Genomic DNA, 16747 nt, shown 5'->3' on the forward strand with positions numbered 1-16747 from the left:
CCCCACGATGCCGGGAGATCCGCGCGACCTGACCCGCAAGCTGCGAGCCCCCGCCCGCGGCGCGAGCTTCCTCGGCTGGACCGCGGTCATGCTCGCGGCCGTCGAGTCGCACAAGCTCATCGACCGCGGGCTCGGAGCGAGCGACGAGCAAGAGCAGATCTTCGAGCGCTACATGAAGACCTGGACCGCGGGGATCCTGCGCCTGATCGCGGTCGACGTGACCGTGGTCGGCGAGCTCCCGCCGCCGCCGAGCGGCCCGCGCCTGGTCGTCAGCAACCACCGCACCGCCGTCGACATCCCCCTGCTCCTGACCTACTTCGGCGGCTCGGTCTTGAGCCGCGCGGATCTCGAGACCTGGCCGCTGCTCGGGCTCGCGGCCCAGAAGGCCCAGACGATCTTCGTCGACCGCGAGTCCAAGCACAGCGGCGCCCAGGCGATCCGCGCGATGCGAGCCCAGCTCCAGCGCGGCCGGACGATCTGTGTGTTCCCCGAAGGCACGACCCACGCGGGCGACGAGGTCCGGCCCTTCAACGCGGGCGCGTTCGCGGCCTCCCGCAAGCTCGGCGTCGAGTACCTGCCCGTCGGCCTCGCCTATCCGCCGGGCTCCGAGTTCACCGCCGACAGCTTCCTCGACCACGCCGCGAGCTTCGCCGGGCGTCGGCGCACGCCCGTGGCCATGGCCGTGGGCGCGCCCCTGCAGATCAGCGGGCGCGCGGCGGCGGTCCGCGACCAGGTCCACGCCGAGGTCCAGCGCCTGGTTGACCAGGCCCGGGCTGCGCTTGACCGCTCTCAGCGCCCGGCGTAGTTGATCGCCATGCGTAGCCTCGACAAGCGCGTCGCCGTCGTCACCGGAGCCGCGAGCGGGATCGGCCGCGCGACCGCGAAGGCCCTGGCCGCCAAGGGCTGCGAGCTGGCGATCGCCGACCTCGACGAGGCCGGCCTGGCCGAGACCGCGCGCGAGCTGACCCGCGCGGGCGCCGAGCTCAGCACCCACATCGTCGATGTCGGCGACAGGCAGCGCATGCAGGCCTTCGCCGACGAGGTCATCGAGGCCCACGGCCGCGCCCACATCGTGATCAACAACGCGGGCGTGACCGTCAACGCCACGCTCGAAGACCACGACCTCGACGACTTCGAGTGGATCGTCGGCGTCAACCTGTGGGGCGTCATCTACGGCTGCAAGTTCTTCCTCCCCCACCTCCAGGCCGCCGGCTGGGGCACCTTCGTCAACCTGTCGAGCATGTTCGGCCTGACCGGCGTGCCCTCGCAGTCGGCCTACTGCGCGACCAAGTTCGCCGTCCGCGGGTTCTCGGAGTCGCTGGCCATGGAGCTGGCCAACCAAAACATCGACGTGATCAGCGTCCACCCCGGCGGCATCCGGACCAACATCGTCCGCAACAGTCGCGGGCCCGAGGACGCGGCCCGCCAGCGCGTCATCAACTGGTTCGATCGCCACGCGATGCCGCCCGAGAAGGCCGCGGCCAGGATCGTGTCGGCGATCGAGCGTCGGCGTCAGCGCGTGGTCATCACGCCCGAGGCGCGGGTGACCGATCTGCTCAAGCGCCTCTACCCGCCGCCGATCCCGAGGCGCCTCGCCAGCTGGGCGATCCGCAAGAGCAAGCTGGTTTAGAAAGCCCTCGGCGAAAAGGCCAAGCAATGCATCGTGTCGCCTCGCGCCGGAATTTTGGCCGAGGGCGCTAAGCCAAAACGCCGCTGTACCGGGCGTACTGTAAGTTTTGGCGACAAAGCCCTCGGCGAAAAGGCCAAGCGAGGCGGCGCGAGGTATTGCACCCCGGGCTGCTAGGTCCCGGGCCCCGCAGGTGCCCTCCCCTTGCCGCGCGCGGCGGGTCGCTGCTTCGTCGCGGCTTCGCTCGGTCGGCGGATATGAGCGTCTCGACGAGCCGCGTGGCCCCCCCCAAAGAGGGCTCACTCGTTGGGGCCGCGCAGGCGCACGATCGTCGCCCCCCAGCTGCCCTCGCCGTGGCCGCCGAGGCGGTAGTCCTCGACCAGCGGGTGCTTGTCGAGGAGGCTGTGGACGGTTCGCCGCAGCACGCCCTTGCCCTTGCCGTGGACGATCCGCAGGTCGCGGATGCCCCGCTGGTGGCAGACCTCGATGTACTCGCGGCACAGCGGCGCGACCTCTTTGGGCGAGAAATTGTGCAGGTCGAGCTCCCCGTCGACCGCGATCGCAGCCGCCTCGGCGCCGGCCTCCCCCGACGCCCCAGCCCAGGGCGCCCGCGACAACCCGCGCGGACCGGCGTCGCGCAGCGGCTTGGGTCGGCGCACGCGCCCTTCGTTGCCGCGAACGCGCCGCTCGAGGTCGCGGCGCAGCCACGCGCGGGCGCCCGCGAGCCCGAGCGAGCCCGTCTTGGCGTGGCGGCGCCAACTCCCGGCCACGCGGACCTCGAGGCAGCGCCGCAAGACCTCGCCGCGGAGCCGAGCCTCGACCACCCGCAGCTCGCCGAAGACCGCCGCGGCCACGAAGTCGAGGGCCAGCTCGCGCGCGTCCTCGAGCTGTTCGGCGTCGACCTCCTCGTCGCCGAGCGCGATGCCCTCGGTCCAGCCCGCGAAGCGCAGTCGGATCAGCGTCGGGCAGACCCCAACCTCGATCCACTCGCCGCCCCGGGGGCCGAGCTCGACGCACTCGAGCTCCCGCCCGCCTTCGCCGCTCACATCACCGCGGTGGGCGAGCGCCAGCTCCCCCCGACACACGGCGACCAATTTTTCGACCTGCGCGAGCAGGCGCTCGACCTCGGCCTCGGTCGCGCGCCCGGACATTCGGGACACTTAGCGCGCTAGCAGCCCGTGGTGCAATGCCTCGCGCCGCCTCGCTTGGCCTCTTCGCCGAGGGCTTTGTCGCAAAAACTTGCAGTACGCCCGGTACAGCGGCGTTTTGGCTTCGCGCCCTCGGCCAAAATTCCGGCGCGAGGCGACACGAGGCATTGCACCACGGGCTGCTAGCCCTGAATCAAGCGCTGCGCGCTCGACTCAGGCCTTCTAATCTTCAAGGGGCCTTTCAAAAAGGCCCCTCGCTGCGGCGGCAAAGCCCCCTCCGCTCACCCCAAACGCTCGCCTTGCGGCTCGTACTAGCCCTAAATCATTCAGCTTTTTGAATTCAGCGCTTGATTTAGGGCTAGCAGCTCGCGCTCCAGAAAAATCGTGGCCCCAGAAATATTCAGCAGGAGGCCGAGTTGGGCCCCTCGCACCAGGCGGGACACCACCCCACCACCCCACCAACTCACCCCGCCCGGGAGTCAGAAAGACCCACGCTCCATGTTCATCACCATCGCCGCTGCCGTCGTCTGTGTCTCCGCCGCCGTGCTCCCCGCCGCCGCCGAGCTCCGCCGGATGAACGACGATCGCAACAACCCCACGCGCCTCCTCCAGGTCCCCACCCGCCGCTCGCAAGTCGAGCAGCTCCGGACCCACAGCTGAGCCCGGTGGCCCCCCTGGCCTCGCCCGCGCCCACGTCCTCGATGGACTGGCGTGGGCCTCGTTGTTTCAGCGGCTCAGTTCCAGATCGGGCTGGTCCACGCGCGCTCTTGGATCACGTCGACCGCGGTCTCACACGAAGCGGGCAGCTCCTCGCCCGCGGCCTCGAGCGCGTTGCAGTCGCGGGTCGACCAGCGACACACGGGCTCCTCGACGACCCGAGCGTAGTACCAGGCCCGCTCTTCGGGGTTGTAGTTGGGGTCGACCCAGTACCCACACAGCTGGGCCTGACCGCTGCCTTGGGTCTCGCAGGTCGTGACGTCGACCGTCCCGCCGCCGATCTCCCCAGCGATCTCGAACACCTCGACGCGCGACTGCCCCTCGCCGTCGACCCAGCCCTTGATGATCTGGATCCGCTCGAGATCGGTCCCGGGCACCTCGGCGGTCCCCGGGTCCTTGAGCGCCTGAACGACGAAGCCCGGCGCCGACGCGCCCTCGGGCTGGGCGGGGAGATCGCCGCCCATCGGGACCCCGCGCTCGTAGCCGAGCTCGACCAGATCCCCGCGCGAGCAGATGTCGTCCGGGAGCTCCCACCCGCCGAACATCCGCACGGCCATGCGTGTACCCGAGGTCCCGAAGGTCTCGCGCCGCCGCATCGCGTCGAAGATCGCTTCGCGGCTGTTCTCCTCGGCCCAGACCGCGATCAAGCCGCCCGGCGAGTTTTGCGGTCCGCCCGGCAAGGTCCCGGTCAGGCGCTGCCGCGACGAGCCCTCGGCGGCCCCGAAGTGACCGGGGAAGGCGTACTCCTCGACCGCGCCGGGCGTGCCGTTGTGGGTATCCGTGCTCGCCATCAGCCCGAGCTTGTAAGGGTTGACGCCGATCCGCTCGTGCTCGCGCAGGCCCTCGTTGAGGATCCCGCGGACGAAGTCGAGGCGTGAGACGCAGCCAGCGTTGACCATGCCCTGCATCCCGGTCCCGTCACCGCAGTCTTCGAAGTCGTCGGTCCGCAGCTTCTCGAACTCGCACAGCTCGTCGGGCGCGCCGAGCGGGCTCGCGAGGCCGTTGCTGCACTCGCTGTCGCCCTTGTGCTGGAACACCTCGATCAGCGGCTCGAGCTCGGCGCGGAGGCCCGCGAGCTCGACCTCGTCGCCGTCGGGGTACTCGACCACGAACATGTTGCCGTTGGACCAGTTGGTGTTGTGCGGGATCGCGAGCACGTCACAGCCGTTGAGCCCCTCGATGCAGTCGCGCTTGAGCGTCCGCCACAGCCCCCAAAAGTCGGGCTCCTCGAAGTGCGAGGCCGGGATCGCCGGGACCTTCTCGCTGCGAAAGATGACGTTGCGATGGAGGTTGGACAGGGTCTTGGCCCCGGACCACTCGTAGGCGACGAAGCTGGTGAAGCTGCACGCGGCGCTGCGATCGTAGGCCGCTTCGGCGGCTTCTTGGGTCCGCGCCCACGCGTCGCCCAGGTAGCTCGGGCAGTCGCTGACCTCGCACACGGCTTTGGGCCGCACGGGGCTCTGCGCGGCCAGACCCAAGCCCAGCTGCACGAGCACCGCGGGGTCGCCCTCGCGCAGGCCGATGCACAGATCGCTGGTGTAGGCTGGCGAGTCTGGATCTTTGCAGGCCGCGACCTCACCGAGGTACTCGCCGTGGTCGGTCACGGCCGCGAAGTCGAGCGGCCGCGGGAGCTGGACCGTCTGCGTGCCGCCGTCGGCGTCAGGCAGCTCGACGGCCTCGCCCCGGGCGAAGTCGTAGGCGCCGAAGGGATCGACGTTGACCTGGTTGATGTACGCGTCGAATGAATAGCTGGTGTGGACGTGGAGGTCGCCGAAGTAGACGTTGCGCAGCGGGTTGTTGTCGCTGCAGGGCTCGCGGACCTCGACGAAGGGCGGCTCCTTGGGGGGCTTGCACCCGGACAGCGCGAGGGTCGTGAGCACGAGCCCGAGGGCCGAAATTCGCAGCGAGGAGCGGGCGACGGATGCCATCGCGGGTGAGCTTGCCACGCCGAGGCGATCGATGCCCTGACTCTGGCCGCAGTTCGGCCCGCGATGGATCGAATCAGGACACTGATCGATCGCCCAGGCCTCGGTCCGGGTGCTATCCTTCGCCCATCATGAGGGTGCGGCTGCGGAGCCCGTTCGCGGATCTCGAGCTGCGGGCAAGTGGAGTGGGCGAGACCCGCGAGCGCTTCCGCGACCGTGACTCGGCCTTCGCGCTCTTGCGTCCTGCGCTCGCCGAGCTCGACCCGACGCAGGGCCGACGCCTGCGCTCGCTGCTGTTCGAGGCCGGCGACGCTCCAGCCTCGCTCGACGACCACGAGCTGGCCCAGCGGGTCGCCCGACTGATCGTCCGCGGCGACATCGCGGTCGTCGTCCGCCCGCGCGCGCCGATGGTGAGCGGTCTGACCAAGGCCTTCGAGGCCTACAGCGAGCGTTCGCTGGCCCCGGTCCTCCCGCCGCTCGTCGACGCCGACCACTGGATCGAATTCGCGCTCCAGACCGAGACCGGTGACCCGATCGCTGGCGTCCGCTGCGAGATCACGATGCCCTGGGGCCTGGTGATCACCCGCACGACCGACCGGCTCGGTCTGATTCGCCTCGAGCACCTGCCCGACACCGGGCAGTGCCTGATCCGCTTCCCCGAGCTCGACGACGAGCCGGAGGAGACGACCGAGGAGCCCGACGAGTGGGAGCTCGTCGAGACCTACAGCGAAGACGAGATCCTCGAGCCCACGAGCGGCGGCCCCGGTCCCCGCGACAACGAGACCGAGACGCCACCCGACGACTGGGCCCTGACCGCCGCCCACTCCGACCACGAGCAGCCCGAGCTCACCACTCGCTCGGACGATCCTGGCAGCGACGGCGGCTCCTCCTCTCCGAGCGAGCCCGACGACTGGGCCCTGACCGCCGCCCACTCCGACCACGAGCAGCCCGAGCTCGGTCAATCCACGGTCAAGTAGCCATGTCCAAGAAGCACTTCCTCAACGTCGCCTACAAAGACCTCAAGAACCCTGGCAGCCGGCACTTCGGCTCGCACACCAAGTTGGGTATCAACAAACAGATCGTGCTGAGCCTTCGGCGTGGCAGCGGTCCGCAACCTCAGATCCACTGGGACGTCACCCACGCCGAGACCGACGACGAGATCTTCTTGCCCGACCCCGTATTCGTTGCGTGCGGGACCAACGGCGACAAGACCAAGCTCTACTTCGACATGCGCCTCCCGGACATCGGGGGCATCGACTACACCGTGATGTGTCGCTTTGGCGACTCCCCGCGCCAGCACAAGGTCGCCGAGTTCCAGACCTGGCGGCGAATCATGCTCAGCGTCCAGTGCCCCAACAACGACTGTCTGCGAGTGTTCAACAGCGCCTTCCCCAAGGTCAAGGCCGCATTCAAGGCTGCCTACATCGACGTCATCAAGAACGGCGTCATCGTTGATGGTGAAGAGCGGACGGCGGAGCGGCTGGGCGGCGCTCGCTGTGAGATGTACCTGACCTTCAAACTGCCCAGGTGGGAGTGCTACGGCCAGAAATTCGAACTCAAGGTGACCCGCGACAGCGTCACGGGCCACCGGCTGTGGTCCAAGTCCGGCGACCTGCTCGTGCTCGACATGAGCGACAGTGAACACTTCCGCCCTCAGGTCCCCGGCACCGACGGCGACCTCGGGTACATCGAAGCGATCAAGGTCACCTGCGAGGGCGAGACCTTGCTCGAGATGCCAGCGGAACGCAACTTCTTCCCGCCCGAGGAGACGGAGGCCTACGAGAAGCTGTGCAAGATCCGCAAAGACAACGTGGTCGTGGTCGACAAAGACAGCGTCGAGGCCGCGACGGACATGATCCTCGACCTCAACTCCGAGCCGCTGGCCGCGGCCAAGACCAAGCTCGCGCAGGGCAAACAGATCGAGATCAGCGTGACCATGGGCCTCGAACAATATGGCCGCACGGCGGGCGGCGCCACCCAGCGCCTTCCCTCGTTCGATCTGACCTTCTACCCCGACAGCACGGCCAAGAAGCTGGCCGGCGTCATGACCCACGAGATGGCCCACACCATGGGCCTGGTCAAGCAGTTCGAGAACGACAAGACCGGCACGCCGTTCGAGAACCTGATGTACCACGGCAACGACTACGGCGGGAGCGGGCCGCACTGTCGCAACAATGGCAAGCAGGTCGCTACCGGCTCCACAGTATCGGGGTACACCTACGAGTACGACGCGAGCAATGGGCCGCTGTGTACGATGCACTACAAGACCGACGACGGCGTCGACGACGGCAAGTTCTGCCTCAACTGCCAGGGCCAGCTGCGCCGAGCCACGCTCCCCTGAGCTCGCCGCTCAGGTGAAGTGCGCCTTCGAGCGCTTCAGGTGGCTCAGGCAGATCGGACAGAACTCCTCGGCTACACTGTCGTGCTTGAGCGTGTGATACATGATACACAGCTCGCTACCGTCGGTTCGCGGCCACCAAATCTGGCCCGAGTTCGTGTCCGGCCGGCCGTGCGCCGAGCCGGCCGTGACCAGCTCGGCGTTGTAATGACAGTGGGGTCCGGTCCCACCTTGATCATCTGTATAGTATCGATCATTGACCTCATTGACCCCGGAGTTGTAGTTGCGAAAATGCTTCGGCGAGAGACCGAGCGCGTGGCCGATCTCGTGGCAAAATGCCAACACTGTCCGCTTTTGCATGACCCGATCATCCCAATTACCGAACTTCTTGGTCGTGAGCGCGACGAAGTGAGTGGCCTTGCCGAAGTTGTACCCGCCGAAGGACTGGCGCCAGTTAAAGTATCCCTTGAACGCGACCGTGCGCCCCGCGGCCATGGCCGCGGCCGCGAGCGCGAGATCACCATCGGCGCTGAGGTCGATCTCTAGCTTGGTCCCGGCGCCGTTGAGGCTCCACGCGCCGGCGGCGATGCTGACCGCGGCGCTGACCTCGACCTCGAACTTTGGCTTGGCGCCCGCGGCGAACAGCAGCTTGTCGCCGACCACGTTCAGGTTCCGCGTCTTGTACCCAAAGCGACACTGGACTGCGCGGTCATCGTCCTTGTGGGTCGTGGATTCTCCAATTTTTGGGACCACGAACTCGTGGTCGGTCTCGTCGTCGATGTCACCGTTGGCGCGCGCACCGCAACGAACGACGTTGATCGTGATCGCACCTGTGTTCTCGTTGACCGCGAGCGCCTCGGCGATGCTCGACTCGCCGCTGAGGTCGATCGACACGCACCCATCACTGACCCGCGTGGCGACGCTGGCGTCGAGCACCAGCGGCTCCCCGCTCGCCGTCACCGTGATGGTCTGGACCGCGGTCTCGGCCAGCACCATCCGCGGGTCGTCGATGATCAGGGTATCTCCGCCGTCGGCGAGCCAGCACTCGTAGCGATCGTAGTGCCCCGCGGCGACCTTTTTGTTGCCCGCGTCATTGGCGAGGGTCAGCTCGACCTTGACTGCATGCTCGTACCTTCGAAACCACCCCTCCGCGCACCAGCGTCCCCGGCATGAGCCGCGCAGCGTGACCTCCCAGGTCGAGTCGCGCTGGCCTTCGAGCGACGCCTCATGGAGGTACGCGAGCGCGGCGTCGCCGTCGACGTCGATCTCGAATTCCAACATGGGGTGATCCGCCAGCGCATCCACGCACTCGTCGGGCACCTCGATCGGGGGCGTGCTCGCCGTGATCTTGGTCCAGCGCTCGTCGAACGGCTCCGCCGTATCGAACACGACCGTGTCGTTCTCGTAGACGATGATCTCGTGGTCGTCGCCGCGGGTCGAGAGCCGAATGCACTGACCGTCCTCGGGACTCGTCGTGTTGTCGATCTCGAAGCTGACCCAGGAGCGTTCCACATCCACCAGGTCGTTGACGATGACCATACGAATATGGCAGGGGGCGCGGTCGAGCGCACAATTTTTGTCGCGGGTGCGATACAGGTGTGGGAGCAGCGGGGAGTCGACTGTCGTGAACAGCTCGTCGACCCGGGTCTCCAAGACCGCGCGCTCCTTGAGTTCGATGTTGGCGGCCGCGAAGATGGCCGTGATCCTGGGCCGGATCGCGTCGTAGATGGCCCGGCAGGCCTGATTCATGTAGTGGACCGTGTAGTAGACGCGCTGCCAGGTCTCGTACTGACGAGACAGCGGGACCTGATCGTCGTGCCCCGTCCGCCTGGCCTCGACGGTATAGGTCCGACCCGTGACCATTGGCAGCGTCAGCTGGTTCTTGAATTTGTTGTGGTGCCTGGGCGAGCGCGCGCGGGCCAGGGTTGGCCCGGCGGGGACGTAGTCCTCGTCCGCGTCGGGGCTGCCGTCGTAGGTTACGGTCCAGTCGACGGTCGCGTCGAATGCGAAGGCCAGCGCGCCGCCGGCCGTCACGTCGAGATTAATCACGGTGCCCGCGTTTTTTTTCTTCAGATCCCGCGCGAGCTTGCGAGGGAAAGTCTTCGGCAGGTTGAGGTACCACTTGGTCGGGGGCATCGCTCGGCTCCTCAGGGCTCGGGGTCCAGCTCGAGCAGCGCCGCGGCGCTGCGCTGCGTACCAAAGCTGTCGAGGTCGTGATCACGCTCGACCACAGCGAAGTGCTCGCGCATCGCGACCTCGAGGGTGTGGCGCTGCGTCAGCCCGGGTCCGTCGGTGAAGTCACTCGCCAGCCACGCGGCCACGGCCCGGGTGTGCGCGCGGACCCGACGCTCGCTGTCTTCGCGCAGCCACGCGAGCGCGCGCGCGTACAGTCCTGCCCGCGCGAGCACGCACGCGCCGTTGTAGAGGTGGCAGGCGTCGACGTCGAGGCGCAGCTCGCGTTGTTCGAGCAGCGCCTCGAACAGCTCGACAGCTCGGATGTGCTCGCCCGCGCGCCCGGCCGTGTACGCGGCGACCAGGCGCGAACCCACGTCCTCGCCTGGCTCGGCGATCGGGGCCTCGTCGGTGCCGAGCTCGACGATGTCCGAGCACAGCTCGCGGCCCGAGACGTGAACGTAGGTCGGCTCGGGCCGCAGCGGATACGCGAACGCAGCGTCGAGATCCAAGGCGAAGGTCACCCGGGAGAACAGCCCGTCGGCGAGCGGGCGCCAGCGCGGCGCGTCGTGGAAGGCCGAGATCCTGCACAGGGCCGCGATCTGTGGCACCTGGTCAATCTGCGAGATCGCGGTGACGTTGAGCGACAGCAGCCAGTCGGTGCCGCGCTCGCGCGCCTCGTCGATCGGCAAGGTCAGCGCCCCGAACAACCACGCCGTGTGGGCCTGGCGCCCGCGCGGAGGCGTCAAGGTGATGCCTCGCGCCCGCGCGAACGGGGGCGAGCTCGGGTGCGGCGCAAAGATCGGGATTGGAGCGCGCATCGGACAGCTCAGCGGTTGTGGACGAGGATCCGGTTCGAGCGCAGGGACTGCAGCGTCGCCTGCACCCACAGCCCGCCCCAGGCTGGCCCGTCCGCGGGCGCGCGCGGCCGACATCGGACCTGGACCGGGGCGTTGACGAACCCGACCGAGAACACGATCGACGGCTTGTGCGGACCCGGCTTGGGCCGGTAGTTCGGCGAGCCCTCCTCGAGGTAGGGCATGTAGGGATCGATCAGGCGAAAGCAGGCCGCGCGCCGAGTGTCGGGCTCTTCGACGGTCACGACCAGCGCTTGACTGAGGAACTTGTACGAATGATAGCGCTCGGCCTCGAGCCCCACGGCCACGCGGACGACGAAGCCCACGCTGTCGTCGCCCGTGACCAGATCCGTGACCGCGAGCGCGAGCGCGTCGTCGCGGCCCTCGATCTCGGGTGAGCGCTCGTGCACCCGACGCGAGAAGTGGCTGGCGAAGCGATACTCGAGGGCGCCCACGCTCAGTCCCCCTCCCCTGACTCGTCTTCACCCTCGTACGCGAGCGTGTCGAGCCACCACTCCTCGGTGCCGTCGGTGTCGGGCGGCTCCTCCTCGCGGGGCGGAAAGCCCGGCAGCTCCGCCCAGACTGGCGCGCCCGTGTCCGGCTGCGGCATCGGTCCGTCCTCGCCCTCGTGCGCGAGCTCGAGCAGCTCCCACGCCGGAACCACGATCGCGTGACTCTGATCGATCGCGCAGTTGAGCTCGGTCTGACCGGGTTCGAGCTTGTGCTTGGCCATGACTCGGCTCAACAATAGCGACGCCCCGCGCCCGAGTGAAGCGCCGTGACGCCCCTGACCGTCGGGGACCGTCGCGGGACCGTCGAAGGTCCTGAGCTGCGAGCAGGCTGCTGAGCCTGCCCAGCGCGGCCCGCAGTGCGTGACTGCGTTCGAGGCCGCGAAGCCAAGACGAAGCTGTATCGGGCACACTGTGGCTTTCGGCGACAACCGCATCGGCCGTCGGGGGCGTGCTCTGGGTCGAGCGCGCAGCCCTTGATTCAGGCCTAGCAGCCCGTGGTGCAATGCCTCGCGCCGCCTCGCTTGGCCTTTTCGTCGAGGGCTTTGTCGCCAAAACTTGCAGTACGCCCGGTACAGCGGCGTTTTGGCTTCGCGCCCTCGGCGAACATTCCGGCGCGAGGCGGCGCGAGGCATTGCACCCCGGGCTGCTAGACGTCGGGACGCTCGAGCTCGTAGCGCGCGCGCAGGTCGTCCATGGCGTCGGCGCGCGCGCTGGCCCGACGCTCACGCAGGAGCCCGTCGCGGGCCTGGCCGCGGGCCTCGTCGAGGGTCGCGAGGCGACCTGGCGTGCGCGCCTCGACGTGCACGAGGTGCCAGCCGTAGAGCGATCGGACCCGATGCCAGCCCGCGTCCGGCAGCGCCGCGACGCGCTCACCGAACTCGGGTCCGAAGCTGCGGTCGAGCTCGGCCACGGTCTTGGCCATGATCGTCTGGCCGAGGGCGAAGGCGTGGCCGAGCGTGCTTGGATCGGCGCCCCCGGCCAGCGCGGCCTCGAGCTCGCGCAGCTTCGCCTCCGGGGTCACGCGCGAGGAGCTCGGCACGAACACGTGGCGCAGCCCGATGCGGGGGGGCTCGGTGAAGCGATCGGGGTGGTCGCGGATCCACTGCTCGAGCTGTGCGTCGCTCGGCTCCGGCGGGTCCGCGCCGTCTTCGTAGGTGAACAACAGCTTCTGCGTGAGGCGGCGGCGGACGATCGGGTCGCCCTGATCGAGGCCGAGGGCCCGGGCCTCGCGATAGAGAATCTCGCCGTCGACCCAGGCCTGGGTGGCTGCTTCGAGCTCTTCGGGGGTCGGGGCGCGGCCGAGTCGACGGGTCTGCTGGGCCTGGATCTGCGCCTGGGTCTCGCCCGAGACGAGGATGGTGGAGGCGTCGCGGTCTTCGCCCACGAGGGCGTAGAGACCGAACAGCGCCACACCGAGCACCGCGAAGTGCAAGAGGGGCTCGCGGTAGAAGCGGCGGGCGCTCACGCTGGGATGATGGCCGCGGGAACGGCTGGGATGCAATCTGGGCCCGCGTGAAATCACTCCCACGTCGTCTGTGGGACCGTGATAATCCAGCTCTCGCCGTCGGAATCGCGGTGCTCGACCACGAAGCTGTCGAGGATCCACCCACCGCCGTCCTCGCGCGCCGTGATCGCCGAGACGTTGGTCCCCCAGCGGACGTCGTAGATTGCCGCCCCGCCCACGCCGCTGAACACGAAGTGTGCCTCGCCAGCCGGGATCGCGTGGATCTGAGCGCCGCTGCGACCCGCGCGGGTCACGCCGCGCCCGACCTGGTACAGCCGGATCGCCGCGCGATCGACCAGGATCGTGGCGCTCCCGTTGGTCATCGACACGGTCCCGTCACCGTACAGCTCGAGCTCTTCGAGGGTCCAGAAACCGCCCGGCCCGTCCTGCGTGATCTCGAGCAGCGAGCACCAAGGCGGAACACAGCCGCTGGCCAGGGACGCGAAGCTCCCGACGCCGAAGACTTGCCCACCGAACAGCTTGGGGCCCATGATCGACCCAGAGGAGGACTCCGCGAGGTGCGTGACGCTGTTGATGCCCGGGGACAGCGGGACGGCCTCCTCGAAGATCTCGGTGTTGTTGAAGTCGTTGTCGGTGCAGCTCAGGTAGCCGTTCTCATCCTCGGGTAGAGACGCAGAGTCCACCTGCGCGTACTTCAGCGTGATTGTGAACCCCTTCAAGTTCGACCAGGCGCCGTTCTTGCCGTCGTTCACGAGCCACGACGCGGGTGCAATCTTCCCGGGAGTATCGGTGGGCTCGTACAGCGCCTCGAAGCAGCTCTGCTGGTGCCCGGCGAGCCAGTTTTGAAGTTTCTGAGCCTGGTTCTCCCCAACGGGGAAGGCTCCGTCGTCGATCAAATTCTGAATGCGCGTTGGGACCGACCGACAAATCTGCTCGACCATGTCCGAGCCGCAATACCGAACGACATCATCCATTTCGGGGGGACTCTCGACATCGCAGCAAGCCATGACCGCCGGCATCTCGTAGGGCTCCTCAAACGCCCCGAAATGGTGGACCTCGTCACACCACTCCGGGTCGCCGAGGGTTTGAGCGCAGTCGCCCAGGAGCGTATTGAAGGCGATCGAGGCCTCGAAGCTCCCGTTGCACTGAAAAACCGTCCGGACGTGGCCGTCGGCTGCCAGCGTGCAGCCGGGGTAGTCATCTTGACCCTCCTCTTCGTCACCCGTCTCTGCGACACCACATTCTCCCGGGTCAAACACCCATTCGCAGATGTCGCCGAGTTCCTCTTCCTCCGCACATCCCCCGAGCATGACGGCGAGAGGGGCGGCGAGGACCAATTGAAGATTGACCCTGTTGGCGCGATCGTGTCGAAACATGTCCTTTCAGTTTACACGGCGCGAGCAAACAGAGAACGCCATTGCACCACTTACCTCCCAGCAGAGACAGCCTCTCCGACCACTGAGACGAACCTCGTCACCCACCACTAACAGACGTACATACGAAGACAACACTGAGCGCAGCCCTCGCCACCAACCCCATGCCATGCGTTCGAACAATCAGCAAATACTGCAGAACTGGCACAAATCACCTCATCGACGGACCCGGCGAGCGCGACGCTGGCGGACACCTCGCCGCAGACAGACACTCAGAACGGCACGAGGCGGATCACGAGACTCTCCGATTCCTCCGGTTCCGAATACAAGATGAGTTCATACATCCCCGCGCGAAAGTTGAACACAGTCGTGAGATCGGTATTCGCAAAAAGGTCCGGATAGGCGGAGCATGGCGCACACTCCTCGAGGTTGAAATCGAGGTTCGCGGCCTCGCCGTCCTCGCCGACCACAAAGACCCCAGCCCTCATGTCCTCGGGGAACCAGATGCGCCTCGTTGCGACGATCCGACCCGCGAGAGGGCCGATTGTCCCCGGGTCGTGGCAATCCATGGAGACCTCGAACACAACCTCGCCGTGGGGATCGGCGACGGCGTCGGGCTCGCCGGCGCATTCCCACAGCCGCGCGCGGTACTGCTGATGGTGGCACAGTGGGTACTGCCCGTACTCCTCGAGGAGATGCTCGAGTTCGACCCCGAGGATCGCCTGCGTCGCGTCCTGCCAGTCTTCCTCGGTGCTGAAGTGGGGTATCGTTCGGCACAGCGACGCGACGGCCTCCGGCCCGTACGCTTCGACCAGGAACGAAGCGAAGTGCCCCGCGCGCTCATAGCCCCTCCCGGGCAGCTTCACGGCGGTGAGAAATTCACTGATTGTCCCCTCGAATTCAGGAGAGGACCAATGGTTCCAGTCGGCGTGAAAACGGGGTCCGCCGAAATACTCGGCGAGGCCCTCCTCGAGCACGCTCGTGCAGCCGTGACCTGGGGTGAGGTACGACAGGGCGTGCGCAGCCTCATGCATGTGCGGAATACTCCGAGTCCAGGGCACCCCCAACGATGTGCACGCAATGGCCCCTGGCGGGCACCTGCCGTCCCAGACATCTTGCGACATCCAGTAATAATCGTAGTGCAGCGAATCATCATACCGGAGCAGGTCGATGATCGCGGCAGAGTTCTGGTCGAGCGCCTCGAAACTCCCGCCGCAGACCTCGGCTTCGGCGCGCTCGTAGCCGTAGACCGTAACGTGCTCGCCCTCCCACGCGAAGGTGTACTCGTCGCGCCAGTTCACGGGCTCGGACCCGCAACTCGTGAGCACGAGGGCCACCGCCAGCGTGTGCGCCGCTCTCACGAGACAAGGCTACGTCGACGAACAACGTTAACGAGTCCGGACCTCGCGGCAAATTGTGCGGACATCCCGCGCCGCATCCACTGAGGCTTGCGCGGAAGCCTCGGCGGTGCACAGTCAGGGCCGACAAGCTCCGCGAGCGGAATGCCACCATCGTGGTTCGAACATTTCAGCGGCCTCGGCGGCGGCGAGGCTCCTCGCAGCCTCGAACAACGAGCCAACGCGCGCTCAGCTGCTCAGCACGTCGGCCAGGGTCTGCTGCATCGCCCGCGCGCTCTCGAAGCGATCATCCGGATCCTTCGCGGTCGCCTTGGCGATCACCACATCCAGCCCACAGACCAAAGTCGCAGGATAACTATCCGGCAAGTACGTGCTCGGCGGCACCAGCTCCCGCGTACGCTGCGCCTCGAGCAGGGCCTGAAAGGGCCCACCCACCAGGTCGCGAAACGGATGCCGATTCGTCAGCGCCTCGTACAGCGACACCCCCGCCGCGTAGACATCCGCGCGCCCATCGACCTCGCGCCCGTGCTCGGTCTGCTCCGGCGCGATGTAGCGCGGATCCCCGACCAGGTGCCGCTCGGGCTCCGAAGCGTCCGCCGAGCGATCGAGCGCGACACCAAAATCGAGCAGCTTGCTGGTCACGTAGTTGGTGTTCGGATCCCGGGTCACGAACACGTTCTCGGGCTTCACGTCGCGGTGCACGACCTGACACTCGTGGCCGTAGTGAAGCGCCCCGAGGATCTGACGGTACACATCGCCGACCAGCCGCAGCGGGATCAGCTGGTCGCGCCGACGCGCGCGGGTGATCAGCGTGCCGAGGTCCCGACCGGGCAAGTACTCCATCACGAACCACGAGATCCCCTGCCCCGGCACCCCGACCAGATCAAAGACCCGCGCGATCGCGGGATGGCAAAAGCGCGCCCCCCAGATCGCCTCACGGCGGAAGCGAGCCTGCTCGGACACGGGCACCTCGGGCTTCATGACCTTGATCGCCACGGCCCGCTCGAGGACCGGATCCCAGGCCTTGTAGACCCAGCCCATGCCGCCCTCCCCGATGCAGCCCTCGATCCGATACTGCTTGGTGTGAGCCAGCATCGTCCCCTCCATGAGCCGGTCGTCGTCGGGGTCGACCAGCCACGACGGCGTCACGGAGCCGCGCGAGGCCTTCTTCTTGGCGGCGGGCGCGGGCTTGGCAGGCTTGGCAGGCTCGCGGAGCAGCGACACCGGGATGACCGTGTTCATGGCCACCAAAGTA

At 67.6% G+C, this 16747-nt stretch carries 16 protein-coding genes; 6 read left to right on the plus strand and 10 right to left on the minus strand.

Features of this window, described 5'->3' with window-relative positions; translation table 11 throughout:
- Positions 1-7: 7 nt before the first annotated feature.
- Together ENSA5_RS13230 and ENSA5_RS13235 are read left to right on the plus strand one after the other, a co-directional pair.
- Complete coding sequence (locus tag ENSA5_RS13230; protein ID WP_181197717.1) at positions 8-805, plus strand: lysophospholipid acyltransferase family protein; 798 nt, start codon at positions 8-10, stop codon at positions 803-805.
- Positions 806-814: 9 nt separating this feature from the next.
- On the plus strand, positions 815-1630 hold the full coding sequence (locus tag ENSA5_RS13235) for an SDR family NAD(P)-dependent oxidoreductase (protein WP_106392037.1): 816 nt from the start codon (positions 815-817) through the stop codon (positions 1628-1630).
- 296 nt (positions 1631-1926) lie between these two features.
- On the opposite strand, the gene ENSA5_RS13240 is transcribed toward ENSA5_RS13235, so the two are convergent.
- The gene (locus tag ENSA5_RS13240; RefSeq protein WP_106392010.1) at positions 1927-2778 is read right to left on the minus strand and encodes a Smr/MutS family protein; all 852 of its coding nucleotides are present in this window, start codon (positions 2776-2778) and stop codon (positions 1927-1929) included.
- A gap of 495 nt (positions 2779-3273) precedes the next feature.
- Between ENSA5_RS13240 and ENSA5_RS37615 the strand changes: the two genes are divergently transcribed.
- Positions 3274-3435 carry a hypothetical protein gene (locus ENSA5_RS37615; RefSeq protein WP_181197718.1) on the plus strand — a complete coding sequence of 54 codons (162 nt, stop codon included), beginning with the start codon at positions 3274-3276 and terminating at the stop codon, positions 3433-3435.
- Positions 3436-3509: 74 nt separating this feature from the next.
- On the opposite strand, the gene ENSA5_RS13245 is transcribed toward ENSA5_RS37615, so the two are convergent.
- On the minus strand, positions 3510-5420 hold the full coding sequence (locus ENSA5_RS13245) for a DUF3604 domain-containing protein (protein WP_106392011.1): 1911 nt from the start codon (positions 5418-5420) through the stop codon (positions 3510-3512).
- Positions 5421-5548: 128 nt separating this feature from the next.
- Between ENSA5_RS13245 and ENSA5_RS13250 the strand changes: the two genes are divergently transcribed.
- Both ENSA5_RS13250 and ENSA5_RS13255 read left to right on the plus strand, forming a co-directional pair.
- The gene (locus ENSA5_RS13250; RefSeq protein WP_146155647.1) at positions 5549-6394 is read left to right on the plus strand and encodes a hypothetical protein; all 846 of its coding nucleotides are present in this window, start codon (positions 5549-5551) and stop codon (positions 6392-6394) included.
- 2 nt (positions 6395-6396) lie between these two features.
- Positions 6397-7758 carry a metallopeptidase domain-containing protein gene (locus ENSA5_RS13255; RefSeq protein WP_106392013.1) on the plus strand — a complete coding sequence of 454 codons (1362 nt, stop codon included), beginning with the start codon at positions 6397-6399 and terminating at the stop codon, positions 7756-7758.
- 9 nt (positions 7759-7767) lie between these two features.
- On the opposite strand, the gene ENSA5_RS13260 is transcribed toward ENSA5_RS13255, so the two are convergent.
- The 6 genes from ENSA5_RS13260 to ENSA5_RS37620 all read right to left on the minus strand — a co-directional run bounded on the left by ENSA5_RS13260 (position 7768) and on the right by ENSA5_RS37620 (position 13513).
- Positions 7768-9891 (minus strand): hypothetical protein, encoded by a 2124-nt coding sequence (locus ENSA5_RS13260; protein WP_106392014.1) that lies wholly within the window; start codon positions 9889-9891, stop codon positions 7768-7770.
- An 11-nt stretch (positions 9892-9902) separates the two neighbouring features.
- Positions 9903-10676: a hypothetical protein gene (locus ENSA5_RS13265; RefSeq protein WP_146155648.1), complete on the minus strand. Its 774-nt coding sequence runs from the start codon at positions 10674-10676 to the stop codon at positions 9903-9905.
- A gap of 80 nt (positions 10677-10756) precedes the next feature.
- Entirely contained in the window at positions 10757-11239 is a 483-nt protein-coding gene (locus tag ENSA5_RS13270; protein WP_106392016.1) for a hypothetical protein, read from the minus strand.
- Positions 11240-11241: 2 nt separating this feature from the next.
- Positions 11242-11517, minus strand: a complete 276-nt coding sequence (locus ENSA5_RS13275; RefSeq protein WP_106392017.1) for a hypothetical protein — start codon at positions 11515-11517, stop codon at positions 11242-11244.
- A gap of 425 nt (positions 11518-11942) precedes the next feature.
- Positions 11943-12761 carry a peptidylprolyl isomerase gene (locus tag ENSA5_RS13280; protein WP_181197719.1) on the minus strand — a complete coding sequence of 273 codons (819 nt, stop codon included), beginning with the start codon at positions 12759-12761 and terminating at the stop codon, positions 11943-11945.
- A gap of 53 nt (positions 12762-12814) precedes the next feature.
- Positions 12815-13513: a hypothetical protein gene (locus ENSA5_RS37620; protein ID WP_181197720.1), complete on the minus strand. Its 699-nt coding sequence runs from the start codon at positions 13511-13513 to the stop codon at positions 12815-12817.
- A gap of 72 nt (positions 13514-13585) precedes the next feature.
- Here ENSA5_RS37620 and ENSA5_RS35935 point away from each other — a divergent pair, with 72 nt between their 5' ends.
- Positions 13586-14248: a hypothetical protein gene (locus tag ENSA5_RS35935; RefSeq protein ID WP_146155649.1), complete on the plus strand. Its 663-nt coding sequence runs from the start codon at positions 13586-13588 to the stop codon at positions 14246-14248.
- A gap of 158 nt (positions 14249-14406) precedes the next feature.
- Here ENSA5_RS35935 and ENSA5_RS13285 read toward each other — a convergent pair whose 3' ends face one another.
- Positions 14407-15435, minus strand: a complete 1029-nt coding sequence (locus ENSA5_RS13285; protein ID WP_146155650.1) for a hypothetical protein — start codon at positions 15433-15435, stop codon at positions 14407-14409.
- A gap of 285 nt (positions 15436-15720) precedes the next feature.
- Positions 15721-16734 carry a serine/threonine-protein kinase gene (locus tag ENSA5_RS13290; RefSeq protein ID WP_106392020.1) on the minus strand — a complete coding sequence of 338 codons (1014 nt, stop codon included), beginning with the start codon at positions 16732-16734 and terminating at the stop codon, positions 15721-15723.
- Positions 16735-16747: the final 13 nt, after the last annotated feature.

This window comes from Enhygromyxa salina, assembly GCF_002994615.1.
Lineage (GTDB): Bacteria > Myxococcota_A > Polyangia > Nannocystales > Nannocystaceae > Plesiocystis > Plesiocystis salina_A.